General features: G+C 64.1%; 10 protein-coding genes and 1 tRNA gene. 10 read left to right on the forward strand and 1 reads right to left on the reverse strand.

Annotated features, from left to right (window positions below; genetic code table 11):
• The first annotated feature begins 102 nt into the window (after positions 1-102).
• The 9 genes from QRN22_RS10095 (at position 103) to QRN22_RS10135 (ending at position 19,650) form a co-directional block, all read left to right on the forward strand.
• Positions 103-1,707 carry a Tad domain-containing protein gene (locus QRN22_RS10095; protein WP_042551922.1) on the forward strand — a complete coding sequence of 535 codons (1,605 nt, stop codon included), beginning with the start codon at positions 103-105 and terminating at the stop codon, positions 1,705-1,707.
• Between the two features lie 56 nt (positions 1,708-1,763).
• Positions 1,764-12,038, forward strand: a complete 10,275-nt coding sequence (locus QRN22_RS10100) for a beta-propeller fold lactonase family protein (RefSeq protein ID WP_042551923.1) — start codon at positions 1,764-1,766, stop codon at positions 12,036-12,038.
• Positions 12,039-12,061: 23 nt separating this feature from the next.
• On the forward strand, positions 12,062-13,768 hold the full coding sequence (locus QRN22_RS10105; protein ID WP_052493735.1) for a TolC family protein: 1,707 nt from the start codon (positions 12,062-12,064) through the stop codon (positions 13,766-13,768).
• A complete protein-coding gene (locus QRN22_RS10110; RefSeq protein WP_052493736.1) occupies positions 13,758-14,528 on the forward strand; it encodes an efflux RND transporter periplasmic adaptor subunit in 771 nt (256 codons plus the stop codon). The genes QRN22_RS10105 and QRN22_RS10110 overlap by 11 nt, the downstream gene beginning before the upstream one ends.
• Positions 14,525-15,880: an efflux RND transporter periplasmic adaptor subunit gene (locus QRN22_RS10115; protein ID WP_042551925.1), complete on the forward strand. Its 1,356-nt coding sequence runs from the start codon at positions 14,525-14,527 to the stop codon at positions 15,878-15,880. The genes QRN22_RS10110 and QRN22_RS10115 overlap by 4 nt, the downstream gene beginning before the upstream one ends.
• Complete coding sequence (locus QRN22_RS10120; protein ID WP_042551926.1) at positions 15,881-18,031, forward strand: HlyD family efflux transporter periplasmic adaptor subunit; 2,151 nt, start codon at positions 15,881-15,883, stop codon at positions 18,029-18,031.
• Between the two features lie 94 nt (positions 18,032-18,125).
• Positions 18,126-18,719, forward strand: a complete 594-nt coding sequence (locus QRN22_RS10125; RefSeq protein ID WP_042551927.1) for a biliverdin-producing heme oxygenase — start codon at positions 18,126-18,128, stop codon at positions 18,717-18,719.
• Positions 18,720-18,811: 92 nt separating this feature from the next.
• The gene (locus QRN22_RS10130) at positions 18,812-19,249 is read left to right on the forward strand and encodes a hypothetical protein (protein ID WP_042551928.1); all 438 of its coding nucleotides are present in this window, start codon (positions 18,812-18,814) and stop codon (positions 19,247-19,249) included.
• Entirely contained in the window at positions 19,249-19,650 is a 402-nt protein-coding gene (locus QRN22_RS10135) for an META domain-containing protein (protein WP_042551929.1), read from the forward strand. The genes QRN22_RS10130 and QRN22_RS10135 overlap by 1 nt, the downstream gene beginning before the upstream one ends.
• Before the next feature lie 156 nt (positions 19,651-19,806).
• On the opposite strand, the gene dinB is transcribed toward QRN22_RS10135, so the two are convergent.
• On the reverse strand, positions 19,807-20,877 hold the full coding sequence (gene dinB, locus QRN22_RS10140) for a DNA polymerase IV (protein ID WP_042551930.1): 1,071 nt from the start codon (positions 20,875-20,877) through the stop codon (positions 19,807-19,809).
• Positions 20,878-21,153: 276 nt separating this feature from the next.
• Here dinB and QRN22_RS10145 point away from each other — a divergent pair.
• Positions 21,154-21,230 (forward strand) — tRNA-Met (locus QRN22_RS10145).
• Positions 21,231-21,405: the final 175 nt, after the last annotated feature.

Below are 21,405 nucleotides of genomic sequence, written 5' to 3' on the forward strand. Positions count from 1 at the left end.
GCATCGCCCACGGATCGCTCGCCTACCCTCCATGACAGCCGCCCACCTCTGCCTCAACTGCCCTCTCATCCTCAGCTGCACTCTGCGTGAGGATCGCCGCCCATGATGCGCCGCACGCAGCAGCGTGGCAGCGTCGCGCCCTTCATGGTGCTGGCCATCGGCGGCGCGCTGCTGGCCACCGCCTATGCGCTGGACACCAGCCGCATGACCAACAGCGCCAGCCAGATCAAACGCGCGACCGATGCTGCGGCGATGGCGGTGGGTAACGAGCGTCTGCTCAATGGTGAGCAACCCCTGGAAAAGCTGCAGCTGCTGGCCGAGGGCTACGTACTCAACAACCTCGGCATGGACAGCGCTCTGGGCGAACAGATCAGCAGCGAGGCCATCGTGCTGAGCCAGCAAACCGATGACCAGCAACGCACGCGCTACAGAGTCGAGGTGGTCTTCGAGGCCAGTCCGGAACTGCTCGGTGGCGAGGTGGAAGAGATCCGCGTGCACTCCACCGTCGAGGTGCAACCCAGCGGCCTGGAGGTCGCGCTGGCCTTACCCAACACGGGCTCGGAAAACGAAAGCAATCTGCGCGTACTGCGTCGCCAGAGCATGCGCTTCGCCCGAAAGCTGGTAGAGGGGCGCGACGATGCCTGGCTGGCACTGGTGCCTTACAGCCAGGCGGTCAACGTCTCGCCGGATTACACCAACCCGACGTCACGAACCCCACCTGGCCCCAGCGCCAACCATGCGCGACGCCTGAACGGTTGGGCAATGACCGGCGCCCTGCGCCCGGTGGAACTGACCACACTGTTCCGCACTGGCTACGCGGGTCTGCAGGATCGCCGCATTCCGGATCGCCGCGCCAATCTGCTGTGCATGTACCGCGGCCTGGGCCGTGGGCAGAACTACTTCTGGGATCGCGCGCCCAGTGGACAATTCCGTATCTACTATCGCGATGACCTGCCAGAAAACGGCAGCCCCGGCGCCACGCCAATCAGCTGGATCGGCCCTCCGCCGCTGGATGGCCAAGCCACCGGCACCAACGATACCCGCTGGATGGTCGCCGACAAAGGCTGCCCCTCGGCCCCCCTGCTGCCACTGAGCAATGACCTCGACAAGATCGAAGAGCGCCTCGATCAGATGTCCACGCGTTTCAATGTCAATTACGCCATTGCCATGGGCTGGAGCGCCATGGCGCTGGCTCCAGCCTTCCGGGGCAGCAGCGGTTGGGATCTGCCGGACGAGCTGCCCAAGGACTTCAAGGACGATGGCGGCGACAGTTACAAGGCCATCGTCATGCTGGTCAACACCACCGGCCAGCGCTGGTTCGACAGCGATTCCTACAACGCCGAGACGGCCCAGGCCATCGATGGCGAGGCTGGCACTGACGGCGAAAACCAGAGTTTGAGAACACAGCGCTTCGCCCGGCTGTGCGACAGCTTTCGCCAACGCAAGCTGCGCTTCTTCATGATCGCGATCGGCCAGGACGAAATCGAGAACAACGACCTGGGCGCCGAAGGCACGCTGATCAACGGCGCCTCCGAGTTCCGCCGCCTTGCCGGCCCCGGCCTGGCCCGCTGCGCCGAACAGGCGGGCGACATCACCTACCTGCCCGGCTTCGACTTCACGACCGCCGAAGGCGGCATACAGGATCGCCTCGACAAGATTCTCGAAGAGATACGCAGGCAAGGCTCCTACGTCCGGCTGGTCGAGTAGCCCCGACTCTCATCCCACTCTTTCATTTTCACCGCCCCTTGTCCTGGAAGACTGCCATGACCACACGCAAGCACTCGCAACGCTATTTCCGGGCTCTGGCTCTGGAGCCGCGCATCCTTCTGGATGCCGCTGCAGTGGCCACCGCCGCGGACGTGGCTGCCCAGGTTGATGCGACCGCCGAGGCGCCCGGGGTCAAGGCGACGCCGCAGAACAGCGTAATCACCATTACCGGCAGCACCGACAGTTTTCCGCCGGTGGACCTGTTCAAGAACGTCGACGTTACCCTGGCCGCCGACAATGAAGAGGTCAAGGAGCTCGTCGTCACCCTCGACACCAGCGGCGCCAACCAAGGGCTGCACGTCGATGGCCAGCTGCTCGCCCTGGAAAACCAGTCGGGCTTCACGAACGCCAACGGCTATCGCTACACCGTCGAGGTCAGCGGCGCGACGACAACTATCCGCCTGAACTTCGAAGGGACCTCAAGCGCTGTCACGCCCGAGCAGATCGAAACCCTGATCGACAGCTTGCAGTACCAGGCCCGGGACACCACGGTCGAAGCCGGCGATCGCCACATCACGCTGCAAAGCCTCAGCGACACAGGTGAGAGCACCAGGCTGGACATCAGCGCGACCGTTACCCTGGACAACCGGATCAATGCCGCACCGGTGCTGGTCAACGACCAGTCGCTCACACCCCGTGAGTCGTTCAGCCCCGAGCAACTGGGCATTGGCGGCGCGACCGAGGTGGTTTATTCCAGCGATGGCAAGTACGCCTACGTGGCGGGCAGCGGCGCCATCACTTCATTCTCGGTGGACAGCAGTGGCCGCCTGACGCTGGTCGCAACCCTCACCGTCGAGGGGATGAACACGGCCACCGAAATGGTCATCAGCGCCGATGGCCGCTCGATTTACCTGATCGATACCCTGGGCGCCGGCCAGTTTGAATACAACCCTGATTACATCTACGTGCTCAACGTCAACGGCGGTGCAATCGAGCATGCCGCCACGGTCAACAGCAGCAATGGCGGCACGACCGGCGGGTTGGCGCTTTCGCAAGACGGCAGCTACCTGTACGTCGGCACGTCCAGCAACGATGTCGCCATCTTCAGCCGTGATGTCGCAACCGGCGGCATCACGTTGCTGGCCCGTGCCGAGGGTGAAGGCGGGAGCAACAGCCGAAACGGTTCGATCACCGTCTCCGGCAACCATGTCTATGTGATTTATTCGGGCACCGCCCATGTGCTGATCAGCTACCAGCGCAACGACAATGGCACCCTTACCAAAGTGGCCAGCCTCAACAGCAGCGCCGCCGGCTTCGCCGCGGTCGACTACAGCCTGACGGTGTCCCAGGATGGTCGCTACCTCTACATCGCTCACCCAGGCAACGGCACCATCGACGTCTACGCCACGGGCAATGAGCTTTCGCTGGTAGCAACACAGTCCTTGCCTCGTGTCAGCGACATTGCCCTGAACAGTGACGGCAGCCTGCTCTATGCCAGCAGCCGCGATGGCGGTGTGATGGTTTACAAGGTCGCCGCCAATGGCACCCTGAACCTTTTGAGCAGCATCGCCACCCAAACCGATATCCGCGACATCGCGCTTTCCGCCGATGGCCGCTCTGTATTGGTGTCAGCCAGCGAAGGCGTCACCCGCTACAGCGCCGTGCAGACCCTGAACATTGGCGAAGCCACGAAAGTCGCCTCTGGCATCACCCTCAAGGACAGCAACTTCGACGCCCTCGCCAATGGCAACGGTAACTACAACGGTGCCAACTTCACCCTCGCTGCCAGTGTTTCGAGTGGAAGTTTTGGCTTCGCCAATGAAAACGGGCTGGCGCTGTCTGGCACCTCGATCAGCCTGAACGGCAACGTCATCGCCACGTTCAGCGTGGCAGGCGATGGCAAGCTCACCGTTCGTTTCACTGGCGACACGAGCAAGGCCGTTGCCAACCAGATACTGCACCAAGTCACCTACAGCAGTGCCGCCAGCCTCACCGCTGGCAGTTTCGTCAGCCTGACCCTGCAGGGCAGCGATGGACTGTTGGCCAGCAACACCGAGGTGTTGCAGCTATGGGCCAATAGCGCCCCACGCGGTAATGCCGATGGCTATCGTCCGCCCAAGGCCACCAGCGAAACAGCCTATGAAATTACTCTGCCTGCCGGCCTGTTCACCGACGCCGACGGTGGCAAGCTGACCTGGCAGATCAGCGGGTTGCCCGCCGGCCTGCACTTCAGCCCGTTGACACGCACCCTCTCCGGCAGCACGACGCAAACAGGCACGCACACCCTGACCCTCATCGCCACCGACAGTGACGGCAAGAGCGCCGAGCTGGCGTTGGTGCTGGAGGTCGAACAGATCGCCAACCGCGCGCCGGTGGTCAGTGCAGATGCCATCACCGCCTTGCCTTCCGTGGTGGTCGGCACCGCTGGCTACAGCCAAGAGTTACCCGCAGAGCTGTTCGGCGATGCCGACGCCCTATACAGCGACAGCACCCTGACCTGGAGCGTCAGTGGGCTGCCAGCGGGCCTGAGTTTCGACCCGGCGACCCGCACGCTCAGTGGCGCGCCGAGCGCGGTCAATGACTACGCCCTTGTCGTGACCGTTACCGACGAACACGGCGCTAGCGCCCAACACACCGTGGTACTTCGTGTAATCAGCCAGGCGGAGGCCGATAACCGCCCGCCCTCCGTTTCACCGGGCACCAGTGGGCTGATCCACACCTCGGATGGGCGTATCAACGGCTACAACGCCTCTGTCTACAGCATTGAAATATCCGACGACGGTCGAACCGTGATCGTACTGGGTAATGACTCGACTCAACACGCCTTGAATCCAACCGGAAACAGCACGCTCACCGTCTACAGCCGCGACCCGGCGACCGGCGCTCTTACCCAGCTACAGCGGTTCGTGCAAGGCGCCAGCAACGATGGCAACAACGGCAATGGCATTGAGGTCGATGGTCTGCGCGTCTCTGCCTCCGCCGCCTATTCCGCCGACGGCAAGTACCTGTATCTGGTTGGCCAAAAAGAAGGCCAGACAGGCTATGTCCTGAGTAAATTCACCGTGAATGCCGACGGCACACTCAGTGCAACCGGCGAGAGCGTGACGCTCGGAAATGCGCAGGTCAAATACCTGGCCACCTCGGCTGACGGCCATATCTACGCGGTCGCAGGCAATACGCTTTATGCCTACGCGATCGGCGCGGATGGCACCCTAGGCACAGCAGAGACTTTCACCGACCAAACTTTCGGCGGCACCGGCTACGCCATTGCGATAGACGCCCAGAGCCGCGTGTTCGTAACCGGTACCAACTCACTGGTCATTTATGAGCGCAATGCCGATGGGCAACTGGTCAGGGTTGCCAGCCACACCGGCAATATCGGCAACTTTGTCCGCACCATCGCGGTTTCCGACGACGGCTATGTCTACATTTCGACCGGTTCCCCCGGAAGCATCCTGACCTTCCATTACGACACCAGGGCAAAAACGCTCACCACGCCCAGCGCTCTTTCCGCCAGCCAGGTCTGGGGGCTGCAACTGTCTGACGATGGAAAAACGCTTTACGCAGGCAACAACACCGGAGCGCTGCACATCTACAGCATCGGCAGCGATGGCAAGCCAACGCTGGTCAAGACCGTGGGGTACAACGGTGCCAACGGCGACTACCGTGCCCTACGGATCGCAATAGCCCCTGACGGTTCGTCGGTCTACGTCGGGTCTTTCTACAACTTCAAGGGGCTAGGCCATATCGCCGTCGAAGACGCGATATCCGTGCCCTATACCGAGAAACAAACCACTACCCCAGCCAGTGGCCTGACCCTCTCCGACACCGAGTTCGACGCCCAGGCCAACGGCACCGGCAACTACAACGGCGCCACCCTCACCCTGCAACGCGAAGGCCGTGCCAATACCGACGACAGCTTCGGCCTCAGCGCAAGCAACGGCCTGAGCTTGGTTGGCGAGGAAGTCCGCCTCGATGGCCAGAAGATCGCCAGCCTGAGCAACGTCGACGGCAAGCTGACCATCGTCTTCACCGCCGACGTCAGCACCGCCACCGCCAACGCCGTTCTGCGCCAGATCACCTACACCAACGCAAGCGCCGACCCCGGCGCCAGCATCCGCCTCACCCTGGGCGTGAAAGACCAGTTCACCAGCGGCACCGACAGCATCACCCTGGCCCTGGCCGTCACCCAGATCAACGACGCCCCGCAGGCCAGCGCCACGCCACGTCCCAACCTCAGCCAGGATGCCGGGCGCGCCGCTGTGACACTGTTCAGCGGTGCAGCCATCACCACCACCGAGCAAGGCCAGCTGATCAACGGCCTCACCTTCACCGTCTCCGGCCTCAAGGATGGCGCCAACGAAACCCTGCGTATCGACGGCAGCAGCATTGCCTTGGTCGCGGGTAGCGGCACCACCCGCGGTGGCCATGCCTGGACCGTGACCCTCGATGCCACCACCGGTGCGGCCACGGTGACGTTGTCCAGCGCTGCCGGGCTGACAGGCGCCCAAGCCAGCGCCCTGGTCAGCGGGCTGGGCTATGCCAACCTCGACAAGGCCACCGGCACCACGGGCGAGCGCACCGTCACCCTGACCAGCATCAAGGACAACGGCGGGAGCGCCAACGGTGGCCAGGACACCGCTCAGTTGCAGATCAGCAATACCCTACAAGTGACGGTTAACCAAAGCCCGACCCTGGGCGCCGAAGTCGGCGCAGGCGAAGTGGCCAAAATCATCAGTTCCAGCGACTACCCAAGCCCGTACGACGGTACCAAGAGCGTCATCCAGGTAGGCGACAAGGTGTATGTGGTGCGTACCACTACCGTGTGGAACTCGGACGCCCTCGCCGACGTACCGATCAGCACCCTCCACGTCTTCCAGCGTGGCGCGGACGGTACGCTGCAACTGCTGTCGAGCCTCGACTCGAACGACCAGAACGGCCTGCTCAGCGCCAGCGGCCTGGGGGTATCGGCTGACGGTACTACGCTGTACGCCATCACCGACAAAGGGATCGCCCTGTTCGCCCGCGACAGCGAAACCGGTGCCCTCACCGCCCTCGGCGCGATCGGTGCAGACCTCGGCTTGGTCAACGACCTGTACATCAGCGAAAACACCGCCTACGTCAGCAGCTCCAGCGGCGTGACCGTGTTGCAGCGCGGCGCCGACGGCTGGGTAGCCGGCAGTACCTTCGCGCCACCGGGCGACAGCAGCTTCACCGACCTGCAAATGTCTGCCGACGGCAGCTTCCTGTATGTCGCCACCACCGGCGGCAATACCCTGCTCAGCGTGTTCAGGGTCGGCAGTGACGGCGCCCTCACCCGCGGCCCTGATGTGCAAGGCAATGGGCAGGAGCATTACGTCAGCCGCCTGGCGCTGTCCGCAGACGGCAGGTCGCTGTACCTCATCGACAACGATGAAAGCCTGCGCAGCCTGTCGATATCGGCAAGCGGCGAGTTGACCCTCAGCGGCAACGTGGTTGACGTGCAGAGGCCGATCAAGCAACTGCTCGTCAGCCCAGACAGCCAATTCCTGGTCGTCGTCGGCGGAAAACAGGTGACGCTGCATGCCCGTGCCAGCGACGGCTCGCTGGGCGCCGCACGTGCACTCACCCGCCTTGCCGATAACGGCACCGAGCTGCGTGGCGCCAACTTCAGCACCGATGGCACGCAGCTCTACGTGACGGGTTCGTTCTCCTGGAACGAGGGGCTGCTGGTACTCGACCTCAAGCCCGCCAGCGTGAGCTATGTAGAGGCGGCAGACGCTTCGGTCCTGCTTCCGGACGCCAGCTACAGCGCCGCATTGACTGCCGGTGCGAGCATCGTGATCGAACGCACTGGCGGGGCCCAGGGCACCGATCGCTTCACCTTCCTGGAAGATAACGCCCTGAGGCTGGTCAACGGCCAGATTCTGAATGGCACCACGGTGATCGCCGACTTCGTTCAGGCCAATGGCACGCTGACCCTGACCTTCACCCGCGAGGCCACGCAAACCCAGGCCGAGAACATCCTGAGTCAGATCGCCTACGACAACCTGTCTGGCGAGCCGGCCAAGCAAATGAGCTTCTCGGTCAGCATCAACGAGGGTGGGGTGAGCTCGGCCCAAACCGCCACCCTGAACCAGGTCGTCGCGCTGCTGCCTGGCGGTACCCTGTCCGACCCGCAACTGGATGCGCTGAACAACGGCGCCGGTAACTACAAAGGCTCATCCATCGTGATAAGCCGTGACGGCCAGGCCAATGCCGATGACGTATTCGACTTCCTCGACGGCAGCGGCCTGCAGTTCAGGAACGGCGCCATCTGGCTTGGCAACATGAGCCTTGCCACCCTGGCCTCGGCCAACGGCACGCTGACCGTGACCTTCACCAGCGACGTCAGCCGTGCCGACGCGCAGAACGTGCTGCGCGGCATCGCCTACCGCAACGCCAGCGACGACCCTACCGCCGGGGGTAGCAAAGCCACCTTCAACCTGACATTCAACGATGGCAGCGGCTTCAGTGACGAGCGCACCCTCGAGGTCAACCTGGTGGGCGTGAACGACACCGCCATCATCGACACCACCGCACTGACCCCAACCTTCAATGCCGAAGGCGAGCGGGTGCCACTGTTCGAGAACACCACCATCGACACCGTCGAGGCGGGCCAGAACATTCACCGGGTCATCGTCACCATTACCGGCGTAACCGCAGGCGACGTGCTGGGTGTGGACGGCGGCAGGGTCGACCTTGCCCGGAGCATCGACGGCAGCGTATTCGTCGGCCGAAGCGCTATCCAGTACATGGTCAGCTACAACGCCGGCACCGGGACCACCACGGTCACGCTCTACGTAGCCCGCTCTGCCGCGGCCACCACCGAGGTCATCGACAGCCTCAGCTACGGCCACACCGGCAATGAGAGCAGCGGTCAACGCAACATCAGCCTGAGCATCGTGGAAAGCGTGGCCGACTGGCGCGAAAACGACACCACCGTGGTACAGCGAAGTGCCGTGGTGAACCTTACCGCCGCCACTGAGCCCAACACGCCACCCACGCTGGGCGGTATTTCAGGCTCCGTACCCTACACCGAGCAGCAGGAACCGGTGCTGATCGCGCCGGGCGCAAGCATTGGCGATACTCAACTGGACCGTTTCAATGGCGGTGCCGGCAACTACGATGGCGCCACGCTCACCATCACCTTGGGTGACGGCAAGAGTTCCGCCGACAGCCTGGGCTTCAAGGCCGGCAACGGCCTGACCCTGGCGGGCAACGCCCTGCAAAAGGATGGCAAGGTGATCGGCAGCGTAACCGTTGCCGATGGCGTGATGACCATTACCTTCACCGATGCCCACAGCGCCATCCCGACCACGGCCGACGTACAGAACACGCTGCGCCAGGTCACCTACGCCAACAGCAGCGACGCACCGCCCGCCAGGGTCGAGGTGAGCATCAAGCTGGCCGACCAGCGCGGCCTGGCGTCAACCGCGCAAGACCTGAACATCGCGATTACCGCCGTCAACGACGCGCCAGCCATCAACGATGACCCGATCCTGTCGCTGGGCGACCTCGAACGCCTGCAAGACCTGACCAACATTCCCGGCCTTTCGACACCCACCACCAGCGTGGTGTCCAGCGATGGCAGCCGCGTCTACGTGGCCGACAGCCAAGGCAACATCGCGCTGTTCAGCCGCAATACCGAAACGGGCGAACTGACCCATGTGCAAACCCTCCCAGGCCAACAGGAGGTCGTAAGCCTGCAACTCAGCGCCGACGGCAACAGCCTGTACGTGCTGAAGGTCGACGGCAACGCCAACACCATCGCCTGGTTCACTATCGGCACCGACGGCACCTTGCAGGTGCAGGGTTCATTCTCCGAGTCGCTGTGGAATATCAAGGGCCTCGCCCTGTCCGACGATGGCAAGAACCTGTACCTGATCCACACCACCAACCTGTACGTGTACAACCGCGACCCGGTAACGGGTGCAATCAGCCTGGCCACCACCCTCGAAGGCTCCATGACCAGCGCGCCTTACCTGTGGGATCCACAGGAAATCGTCGTCAGAGGCGAGCTGGTGTTCGTCGTCACGCACCCCAGCAATGGCTCGACCCTGCTCGTCTACAAGCGTGATGCCAACGGTGGCCTCAGCTCACTGGGCCATATCCACTCAGGCGAAACCGACGCCACCGGCAAGACCATCACCCTGGACCGCGTTCAGCACATCGCCGTCAGCGCCGATGGCCGTACCATTATCATCGCCAACAGCCGCACCACCACGACTGAAGGCGGTGGCGGGGATGGCACGCCGGTAACCACCATCATCCATGACCACCCGCAGCAGATCGACGCCTTCCGTCTCGACCCCGCCACCGGCGCCCTCACCCACCAGGGCACCCTCAACGACACCCCGACGGTCGAAGACATCGCCGTCTCCAGCGACGGCAAGGCCCTGTTCGTCATCCGTGCCGACGGCTCGGTGGCGTACTACTCGGCCATTACCCTGGAGAAGCTCGACTCCTCGCAGAACGGCTTGCAAGGGGCCAGCCATATCTCGGTGTCGGCCGATGGCGGCGTTATCGTCACCGGCAGCAAACTGCTGGTGCTCAATGCACCTGCGGTGCCAGGCCCTACCGTCGAGGTCAACGGCGCACCTGTCGTGCTGTTCCCAGCGCTGACCCTGAACGATGCCGAACTGGATGCCGCCAATGATTACCAGGGCGCCAGCGTCACCATCAGCGGCCAGAGCGGCGATCAGTTCGGCTTTCTCAACAATGGCACCTACCATCTCGATGGCGAGCGCATTGTGCGTGGTGATGTCGACGTCGCAACACTGACGCAGAACGGCAATAGAGCGGTACTGAGCTTTGGCGTCGGCGTGACCCGGAGCGAAGCCACCGCACTGCTGCGCCAGGTGACCTACACCAGCACCTCGGCTGTGCCAGGCAGCCACGCTGTCAGCATCGTGCTCAATGATGGTGTCGTGGACAGCCAGGCGCGCAGTGTCGACGTCACCCTGCTGGCGCCGAACCAGGCGCCCTTGATCAACGACGCGCACCGCGACTACGCATTGAACCAGGCCAAGGCCGGTCAGGCCTACAGCATCACGCTGCCGGCCAACCTGTTCAGCGATCCCGAAGGCGACAGCCTGACCTGGGCGGTGACGGGTCTACCTGCGGGGCTGAGCTTCAACCCGACCACCCACATCATCTCCGGCAACACGACCGTAATGGGTGAGCACAGCGTGGTGGTCACGGCCAGAGACCCGAGCGGCGGCGCCGTCTCGCTGGAGCTGACGCTGAACGTCAGCAACTCCGCGCCGGTCGCTGGTAGCGATTACAGCCTGGACAGAACAGCTCCCGGGGAAAGCTACAGCGTTACCCTGCCGCAAAATCTGTTCAGCGACGCCAATGACAGCGAGCTGACCTGGGAACTCGAGCTGCCCGAGTGGCTGAGCTATGACGCGGCCACCCGCACCCTGTCTGGCACCGCGCCGGATGTGGCGGGCAATCATTCGATTACCATCACCGCCACCGACCCACATGGCGCGACGGTTTCTCGCACGCTAACCCTGGCGGTGGCCCTGCCCCCGGTACAAGACACGGGCGAAGCCGCCCTGCCGGAGCTGAACACCGGCTTCGCGCAGCAGGCGAACACGGCGCCAACTGCCAGCTTCGGCGGCCAGGCCCTGAACGCCCCCCTGTTCGGGGCCAGCGATGTACCGGCCGACACCCCGGCCGAAGCGCCTACCTCCGCGCAACCGGCACCAACGGTGCAAAGCCTCCTGCGCAGCAGCGGTAACGGCCTGGCCGACGGACGCGGTTCGCTGAGCCAGCAACTGGCCAACGCCGACACGGTGCTCACCGATACGGGCCACCAGAACAGCGCAGGCAGCTTCAGCGTCGAGGGCTCGCGCCTGAGCGCAAGCGTAGACCTGAGCTCGGGCGGTGCCCGCAGCATCACCCTCGAACTGCCCGGGGAATTGCCCGATGGCAGTGCACCGCAGCGCATCACCCTGGCCAACGGCCTGCCGCTGCCGAGCTGGGCATCGTTCGATGCGCGCAGCGGGGAGCTGCGCATCGATCGTGAGCGCCTGCAGCGCGATGGCGTGCTGCGCCTGACCCTGATCAGCCGCGATGTCGAGGGCCGCGAACAGCGTACGCCCATGGACATTCGTGCCGAGGGCGCGGCGGCGCAAAGCACCAGTGAAGCGCTGCAGCAACCCGCTCCCGCAGCAGAGTCGCTGCCGGAGCGGATACGCCAGGACACCTCGAGCGCGTTGCTCAGCGAAGCGCTCGAGCTGCTCGAGCAATTGAGCGACCTGGCTGGGGAGCCGGTCGCTGTCACCACACGCCATATCGCCTGAACACTGCCAAGGATCATCGATCAATGAACCGCAAAACCTTCGACCGTTCCACCCTGCGTCTGGCCATCGCCTGTGCCGCGCTGGGCCTGAGTGCCTGCGCGGTCACCCCGCAAGAGCTGACACCCGAGCAGCAACTGGCCGACGCGCAGAAAGATCGCAGCGCGATGTTCGACGATCAGGAGCCGGTGACGCGCGCCATCAGCCTGGACGAAGCCATGGCCCGCGCCGTGAAGTACAACCTGCAACAGCGCCTGGGCCTGATGCAGCGCGCCCTGGAAGACAACAGCCTGAGCGTCGCCAACCTCAGCCTGCTGCCTCAACTGGCGGCCAGTGCCGGGTGGAAGGGACGCGACAATGTCGCCGGTTCATCCAGCGAATCGGTCACCACCGGGCGGCAATCCCTGGAGCCGTCGACCAGCAGCGACCGTTCCAGCCGCGACGCCAACCTGCGCCTGTCGTGGAACGTACTCGACTTCGGGGTCAGCTACTTCAGCGCCAAGGCCCAGGCCAACAAGGTACTGGCCGCCGAAGAGGCGCGCCGCAAGGTGGTCGCCGATATCGTTCAGCAGGTTCGTGACGCCTATTGGCAGGCCGCCAGCGCCGAGCGCCTGCAGCCGGAGGTGCAACGCGCCTTGAGTAATGCCCGCGGCGCTCTGGACCAGGCCCGGCAGACCGAGCGCCAGCGCCTCGTTGCGCCCCTGGAATCGCTGCGCTACCAGAAGAGCCTGCTGGAAATGATCCGCCAGCTCGAAGTGGTGGAAGGTGAACTGGCGGTGTCCAAGGCGCGCCTGGCCAGCCTGATGAATCTGCCGCCGGCGACGACCTTCAGCCTGGTTCTGCCGGACGAATCGAGCTACACCCAACCGGCCCTGGCCTACAACCTGGCGGATCTCGAAGTGACCGCCATGACGGAGCGCCCGGAGATTCGCAGCGAGAGCTATCAGGCACGCAATGCCGTGCTGGAAACCAGAGCCGCGATGCTCAAGCTGCTGCCGGGAGCCAACCTGTTCGTCGGCGCCAACTACGACAGCAACAGCTATCTGGTCAACGACAACTGGGCCGACGCCGGCATGCAGGTGAGCTGGAACCTGTTCAACGTCCTGGCTTACCCGGCCATCAAGAAAACCGGTGAAACCCGCCTGCAGGTCGCCGAGCTGCGCCGCCAGGCCATGCGCATGGCGGTGCTCACCCAGGTCAACGTGGCCTGGCGCGAGTACGAGCGTTCCAGCCAGGTGTTCGCCCGTTCCAATGAACTGCAGCAGGTGCAACGCGGCATCCTGCGGCAGAGTGAAAGCGCCTTCTCCAGCCAGGCGCAGAGCCGACTGGAGCGCGTACGCACGGCAACCGAAACGGTACTGGCGACCCGTACCCGCGACCGCGCCTTCGCCGAACTGCAGGTCGCTCACGGCGCCGTCTACCAGGCCGCCGGCCTCGATCCGCTGCCCGAACGCATCGCTGGCAGCAGCGTCGATGAGCTGACCCGCGCCATCGCAGGCAACTCCATGCGCCTCAACCAGGGCCAGGGTGCCGTGCCGGCCGGCATCGCCGCCACGCAGCAGGTTCATTACGCCACCTCCACGCCGCTGGTGACGGCTGCGGCACCGAGCGGGCCACTGGTAGCCCAGCGTGCACAGCCACCCGCCAAGACCCTGCGCCTGGATATGTGGGAAAGCCTCGGCTCGTTGCGGGGCGCCGAGCTGGTTCCGGTGGAGCAGGCCAATGGCCGCTGATCAGCCGCGCGCCACGGAACGCTTCTGGCCCTCCGTCCTGGCGATACTGGTCGCCACGGCAGCCAACCTCGCCCATGCCGATGAAACGAGCAACGAGCTGCGTGTGCAACTCAGCCCGGTCCGCCAGACGGTGCTGTCCAGCGAGCTCAGCGGCAAGCTCACCGAGTTGGCCGTCAAGGAAGGTGATCGTTTCAAGGAAGGCCAGCGCCTGGCCGCCTTCGATTGTTCGGTGCAGCGCGCGCAACTCAACCGCAGTGAAGCGGTGCAGCGCGGTGCGCAGAAGAAGCTCGACGTCGCCAAGCGCCTCGATGCCCTGGAATCCATCAGCCAGGCCGAGGTCGCCCAGGCCCAGGCCGACATGGCCGTGGCCCAGGCGGAAAGCGGCGTGGGCCGCGCCATGCTGAAGCGCTGCAATCTGGATGCGCCCTTTGCCGGACGTGTTTCGCAACGCATGGCACAGCGCTTCCAGCACGTCGCCGAAGGCACCGAGTTACTGGCGATCTATGACGACAGCGCCTACCAGCTGGAACTGATCGCCCCCTCGACCTGGATGACCTGGCTCAAGCCCGGCGTCGAGTTCGAGGTCAAGCTGGACGAAACCGGGCAACGCTACCCCGCGCAGATCGAACGGCTCGGCGCGGCCATCGACCCACTCAGCCAATCGCTCAAGGTATTCGCGCGCATCACCGGCGACAACGCGGGTCTGCTCCCGGGAATGAGCGGCGTCGCGCTGCTGCAACCGCCGGCAGATGGCTCATGAACGCCAGTGTCACCACCCTGCCTGACAAACGCGCCGAGCGCATGGCGCTGTTGCTGCAACTCGAGCGTCGCGCCCGCGCCCAGAACGACGTGGCCGGCCTCGGTTTCCTGATGGTCAACGATACGCGCCAGCTACTCGACTATCAGGAAGCCTTTCTGTGGGATGCCGACAAGGGACGTATCAGCGCCTGCTCCGGGCTCGCCCAGGTAGAGGCCAATGCTCCCCTGATGCTGTTTCTGGGCCGCCTCTGTTCGGGCTGGGATAGCCAGCCCCGGGCGGCCGAGTTGCGTGATCTGAGCACCGCCGATGCCCCCGCGGCTCTGCAGGCCGAATGGTCGGAATACCTGGCGCCCCGCCTGCTGCGCCTGCCTCTGAAAAACCGCGACGGCCAGGTGCTCGGCAGCCTGCTGCTGAGCCGCGAACCCGCGCTGGCACGTCCGGAACGGGCGCTGCTGGAGCTACTGCTGGACGCCTACGGGCATGCCTGGGCCAGCCTCATGGGCGGCAAGAAGCGCTCGCTGGTCAATCGCTTGCGCAAGCGACCACGGCGGATCGCGCTGGTCGCCTGCGCCCTGGCACTGTCGACCGCGCTGCTGCCGGTGCATCAGACGGTACTGGCCCCGGCCGAAATCATGCCGCGCAACCCGGCGGTGCTGCGTGCCCCGCTGCAGGCGGTGGTCGAACGCATTCTGGTGCAACCCAACCAGGAGGTGAAGAACGGCGATGCGCTGGTACAGCTGGACAAGCGCGAGCTGGAAAGCCGACTGGAATCGTCCCGGCAAACCTTCGCGGCGGCCGACGCCCAGTTGCGCCAGACGCGCCAGCAGGCACTGTTCGACGAGCGTGCCAAGGCCGCCCTGGCCGAACTGATCACCCGTCGCGACCAGGCCCGCGCCGACCTGGCCTTCATCGAAGACAACCTGCAGCGCAGCCTGATTCTGGCCCCCCGTGATGGGGTGGCGATCTTCGACGACCCCAGTGACTGGATCGGCCGGCCGGTCAGCCTCGGCGAGCGCATCATGCAGGTCGCCGATCCCCACGACGCGCGCCTGGAAATCCAGCTACCGGTGGCCGATGCCATCGCCCTGGAGCCGGGTGCCGAGGTGCTGCTGTTTCTCAACAGCCAACCGGGCAGCCCCCTCCCCGCCAGCCTCGAGCGCTATGGCTATCGTGCCTCAGCGAGTGCGGACGGCAGCATGGCTTACCGCCTGCAAGCGGGCTTCAGCGAGGCCGACCCGCGCCTGCGCGTCGGCCTCAAGGGCACGGCCAAGCTATATGGCGAACGTACCTTGCTGATTCACTACCTGCTGCGCCGCCCCCTGGCAGCGCTGCGCGTCCACCTGGGCTGGTAGATGAACGCACCGCTCGCTCTGCCCTCCACGAATCGCGCACCACGCCTGCCCGATCTGCGCCGGACCCTGCGCCTGCACCCAGGCCCTCGCTCGCGAGACGGCGCGCCAAGCTGGACACTCGAAGACGCTGCCCGCGGGCGTTTCTACCGGATCGGCTGGGCCGAAGCGGAAATTCTCGCCCGCTGGCAGATGGGCAGTGCCCAGGCAATCGCCGAAGCAATTAACCGGGAAACCACGCTGGCCCTGAGCCGTGAGGACGTCGACGCCTTCAGCCAGTTCCTGCGCAGCATGCAACTGGTCGAAGTCAGTGGTGACGCAGCCCTGGCCGATCTGCGCAAACGCGGCGAAGCGGGCAAGAGCAGCGGTTGGAGCGCCTGGCTGCTGAGCAACTACCTGTCGATCCGCATTCCGCTGCTTCGTCCGGATCGCTTCCTGTCGCGCAGCTATCGCCACGTCGCCCCGCTGTTCAGCCGCAGCTTCGCACTGGCCACGCTCACGGCAGCAGTACTTGGCCTGTATCTGGCGGCGCGCCAGTGGGACAGTTTCTTACACACCTTCCTGCATTTCTTCAGCCTGGAAGGCGCGCTGCTGGCAGCCGTAACGCTGAGCCTGACCAAGGTGCTCCACGAATTCGGACATGCCTACACCTGCAAACGCTATGGCTGCCGAGTGCCGACCATGGGCGTGGCCTTTCTGGTCCTGTGGCCGGTGCTCTACACCGACGCCAGCGGCGCCTGGCGGCTCACCTCACGACGTCAACGGATGGCCATCGGCGCTGCCGGCATGGGCGTGGAACTGTGTCTGGCCGCCTGGGCGACACTGGCCTGGAGCTTTCTACCGGATGGCATGCTGCGCAGCGCGGCATTCATGCTGGCCAGTACCACCTGGATACTCACCCTCGCGGTGAATCTCAATCCGCTGATGCGCTTCGACGGCTACTTCCTGTTCTCCGACCTGCTCGACGTACCCAACCTGCAGGAGCGCGCCTTCGCCCTCGCCCGCTGGCGCATGCGCGAAACCCTGTTCGGCTTCGGCGATGCGCCTCCCGAACACTTCGCACCGGCGCTGCGGCGCGTGTTGCTGGGCTACGCATTCGCCACCTGGGTGTACCGCTTCTTCCTGTTTCTGGGCATCGCCCTGCTGGTCTATCACTTCGCCTTCAAGCTGCTCGGCGTGCTGCTGTTCATCGTCGAGATCGTGCATTTCATTCTCCGCCCGATCATCGGCGAGCTGCGCCACTGGCACCAACGCCGCAAGGACTACCGCATGAACCGCAACACCCTGATCTGCGCCAGCGTATTGCTGGTCGCACTCTTTCTGCTGGCCTGGCCGTGGCGCAGCCGAATCGAGGCGCCAGCCCTGTTACGCGCAGAACGACAGGCGATTCTGCTCACCCCGGCGGGCGCCAGGCTGGAGCGTATAGAGGTGCAGCCGGGGGAACCCGTACGTGCTGGGCAAACGCTGTTTCGCCTGCACTCGGCGCAGTTGCAGCACGACCTGCAAGGCCTTGAGCGAGAAATCGAGCAACTGCGCCAGCAAAGCAGCCTGCAGGTTCGCGCCAGTGAAGGATCCGCCCGCCAGTCGATCGCTCGGGAAGAATTACAGGTGGCGCTCGAGCGCCGTCTTGCCCTGCAGGAGCGAATGGCGCAATTGCAGGTCAAGGCACCGTTCGATGGCGTGCTGGTCGATAGCGCCGCTCCGCTGGCCGCAGGTGAATGGTTGCCTGCAGGCGAATGGCTGGGCACGGTCGCCAATGCAGGCAGCGAACGGGTCGAAGCGTTCGTCGGCGAGGCGGATCGCGAGCGCCTGCAGGTCGGCGCTCAGGCCTGGTTCCTGCCAGAAGATCCGGGGCGCCCGCGCCGCCTGCTGCAGGTCGAGGACATTGGCCAGACCGCAGTACGCCAGCTCACCTCTGCCCCTGAACTGGCGTCGGTCTATCAGGGCGCGCTGGCGGCGCAACTCGATGAGCAGCGTGTACCGGTTCCCGAACAGGCGCTGTATCGTGTGCAACTGCGCCCTCTGGACAACCACAGCGAAGCGATGCCGATCACCCTGCGTGGCAATGCCTCGATCAGTGGTGATGCCCGCAGCCCGCTGATGCAGGCGTGGCGCCGCGTGCTGACTATTCTGATACGTGAATCGGCGTTTTGAACGGTTAAGCGTTCTTAATGATCCGCAGATTGCCCTGCACCCGGGTTCTCGCCATCATCGGCCTCATTGAGAATCTTGCACCGGAAGCCCAACGATGACAGCCATCGCCCACCCCACCGCGCAACTGCCCCTGAGCAAACGCCTGAAAGCCGGCACCAGCCGCGACCATGACAGCGTCGATACCCTGGTCATGCAGGCCCGTCCGTTCGAAAGCCTGCTGCGCTATGGCTACTTCCTGCGCCTGCAGCATCGTTTCCATGGCTCCATCGATGCGCTGTACGACGATATCGAACTCAATCGCCTGCTGCCGGGCCTGAGTGAGCTGCCGCGTTTCGAAGCGGTGTGCGCGGATCTGGCCGACCTGGATCTGGTGGTACCACCTACCCCACCTGCCGTGGTGCCTACCAGTACGCATGCCGCGCTGGGCTGGCTGTACTGCAGTGAAGGCTCCAACCTGGGCGCCGCCTTTCTGTTCAAGGAAACCCAGCAGATCGGCCTCGATGCCGAGAACGGTGCCCGCCACCTGGCGGCCCACCCGGATGGTCGCGGCCTGCACTGGCGCCAGTTCGTCGCCTTGCTCGATGGCCTGGAACTGACCGAGGATCAGCGCGAAGAAGCGGTCAGCGGTGCCGTTGCAGCATTCGACTTCTATCGTGCCGCGCTACGCGAGATCTTCCCAGCGGCCTGAAAGCCAACGGTGGAACGTGATCAAACAGCGTTTCACCGCCCCGCCCTCCCCAATCGCGGCCTGCTAGAATGCCCTCCTCACCCGGAGGAACCATGGCCGAACACGATTTCCGCTACAACCTGCTCAACCCCGAACACACTCTGATCGAGTGCCGCGCGCTGGCTCCCGGTCGTTATCAGGTCACCGGTAACGGCGGCTCGATCAAGAGCAACGACACCTTGGTGGTCAGCCTCAAAGGCAGCCGTGACCTGAGCATGCGCCTGCAGGTCGACAAGGTTCGTCACCTGATCAATCCTCCCGGCCAGTGGGTCGCGGTCGCCCACGGGCCTGCCTTTACCGAACTGTCGATCTTCAACTGGCAAGTCACCTGCGACGGTTGCGGCAAGCAACTGGACTTCGAATTCGCGGTCGATAGTGCGCTGGGCAAGAAAGCCCAGACGCCCGCTGCCGATGCTCGCCTTGTGGAGCTGGGCTGGCGTAAACAGCAGGACAAACACCTGTGCCCTGCGTGTCTGAAAAAGGAGGCCTGATGAAACCGCTTCTCGCCCTGGGCTTGGCGACCGCCGCCCTGGCTGGCTGCGCCGGCAAACCGGTGCAACTGGAAACCGAGCGCGTCTACCGCGTCGAATGGATTGGCGAACGCCCGCTAATCGACAACAGCCACCTGACCATCACCCTGGGTGACGACGGTCGCGCCTATGGCAACGCCGGCTGCAATCACTGGTTCGCCAGTTACCATCGTGACGGCGACAAGCTGACCTTCAGCCAGGCCGGCAGCACCCGAAAAATGTGTGCACCGGCACTGATGGAACAGGAAAGCCGTTTCCTGCAGAGCCTGAGCACCATCGAACGCTGGGACATCTCGCCGATCGAGCAACTGCGCCTGTGGCCAGCCAGCGGCAAACCGATCCGGCTGTGGCCTGACGAATAAGAGCCGGGGCCGACGTGGCGATCGGCGGAAAACCTTGATCGCCCGCAAGCGGGCTCCTACATGGTGCTGTGCCTGGCAACTGCTGTGCACAGACAACACGTAGGGGCTGGCTTGCCGGCGATACGCTTTGGGGACTACTGGCGCAGCTCTGCCTATTTACGACTCAACGGGCGTGAACAGATCCAACTGCTCATGCTTGCCACGCAAATCCTGCAAACGCACGCCCACGCCCAGCAAACGTACCGGTCGGTTGCCGCGCGCATGGGCGTTGCTGAGCAGGGCTCGATAGCTGTCCAGATCACGGGCGGCGCCGGCCTGTTCGAGGGTGGTCTGGGTGAAGTCGTGGAACTTGACCTTGACGAAGGGCTTGCCCACCCGATAGCTGCCGTCCAGGCGGGTCATGCGCCGCTCCAGCTCTTCCAGCAGCGCAGGTAGTTGCGCCAGGCAGGCTTCCAGGTCTGGCAGATCCTGATCGTAGGTGTTTTCCACGCTCATCGACTGACGGCGACTGTCCGTCTGCACCGCGCGCTCGTCGATGCCATGGGCCAGGCTCCACAGGCGCTCGCCAAAACTGCCGAACTCACGCACCAGGCGCAGCTTGTTCCACTCGCGCAGGTCACTGCAGGTGCGTATGCCCAGGCGGGTCAGCTTGTCGGCGGTCACCTTGCCGACACCATGCAGCTTGGTGACCGGCAACTCGGCGACGAAGTCCTCGACCTGATCGGGGGTAATCACGAAGATGCCATTGGGTTTGCGCCAGTCGCTGGCGATCTTGGCCAGGAACTTGTTCGGCGCGACCCCTGCCGACACGGTGATATGCAGGTCGCTGGATACCCGGCGTCGAATGTCCTGGGCGATACGTGTGGCGCTGCCGCCGAAGTGTTGGCAGTTGGACACGTCGAGAAAGGCCTCATCCAGGGACAGCGGCTCGATCTGATCGGTGTAGTCGCGAAAGATCGCGTGAATGTCCCGGGATACGGAGCGGTAGACATCGAAGCGGGGTTTGACGATCAGCAGGTCCGGGCACAGCTTCAGCGCATGCCCCGAGGCCATGGCCGAGCGCACCCCATAGGCACGCGCCTCGTAGTTGCAGGTGGCGATCACTCCGCGCCGATCCGCCGAGCCGCCCACGGCCATGGGCTTGTCGGCCAGGGCCGGGTTGTCGCGCATTTCGACGGAGGCGTAGAAGGCGTCACAGTCGATATGGATGATCTTGCGCTGTGCCATAGACCTGATAACGAGAGAGCTGGCCGACCATGAACAGCGGCGGGCAAAGGTGGATGGGCACCTTACTGTATATAAGAACAGCCTTCCAGCCCGACGTTGCGCATTTCATCGCCCTGCACGCCATGGGCGCTGACACCATAAAACCGCCTGAAAGGCCCGCATGGCAGGGGCTAGACTGTCTACGACACGTACGCAGCGCTGCTAACTGATTGAACGGAAAACAGTTTTTTCCCAGATAAGCGTTGACAGCATGCCTCAGATGAATAGAATGGCGACCGCGGGATGGAGCAGTCTGGTAGCTCGTCGGGCTCATAACCCGAAGGTCGTCGGTTCAAATCCGGCTCCCGCAACCAGATACTCAGAAAGGCCACTCAATCGAGTGGCCTTTTTGTTTTTCTGCTCTGTCGATTTAACTAATTGATTGAAAAGCATAAATCGATTGACAGATGTCCGTTTCCATATAGAATTGCCGGCGCGGGATGGAGCAGTCTGGTAGCTCGTCGGGCTCATAACCCGAAGGTCGTCGGT

Origin of the sequence: Pseudomonas sp. MEJ086, assembly GCF_030209025.1 — a bacterium.
Taxonomy (GTDB): Bacteria; Pseudomonadota; Gammaproteobacteria; order Pseudomonadales; family Pseudomonadaceae; genus Aquipseudomonas; species Aquipseudomonas fulva_A.

Bases quoted from the DNA above. Each gene is read 5' to 3' on its own strand.
- QRN22_RS10095 (WP_042551922.1), top strand. From the start codon at position 103: ATGATGCGCCGCACGCAGCAGCGTGGCAGCGTCGCGCCCTTCATGGTG.
- QRN22_RS10100 (WP_042551923.1), top strand. From the start codon at position 1,764: ATGACCACACGCAAGCACTCGCAACGCTATTTCCGGGCTCTGGCTCTG.
- QRN22_RS10105 (WP_052493735.1), top strand. From the start codon at position 12,062: ATGAACCGCAAAACCTTCGACCGTTCCACCCTGCGTCTGGCCATCGCC.
- QRN22_RS10110 (WP_052493736.1), top strand. From the start codon at position 13,758: ATGGCCGCTGATCAGCCGCGCGCCACGGAACGCTTCTGGCCCTCCGTC.
- QRN22_RS10115 (WP_042551925.1), top strand. From the start codon at position 14,525: ATGAACGCCAGTGTCACCACCCTGCCTGACAAACGCGCCGAGCGCATG.
- QRN22_RS10120 (WP_042551926.1), top strand. From the start codon at position 15,881: ATGAACGCACCGCTCGCTCTGCCCTCCACGAATCGCGCACCACGCCTG.
- QRN22_RS10125 (WP_042551927.1), top strand. From the start codon at position 18,126: ATGACAGCCATCGCCCACCCCACCGCGCAACTGCCCCTGAGCAAACGC.
- QRN22_RS10130 (WP_042551928.1), top strand. From the start codon at position 18,812: ATGGCCGAACACGATTTCCGCTACAACCTGCTCAACCCCGAACACACT.
- QRN22_RS10135 (WP_042551929.1), top strand. From the start codon at position 19,249: ATGAAACCGCTTCTCGCCCTGGGCTTGGCGACCGCCGCCCTGGCTGGC.
- dinB (WP_042551930.1), bottom strand. From the start codon at position 20,877: ATGGCACAGCGCAAGATCATCCATATCGACTGTGACGCCTTCTACGCC.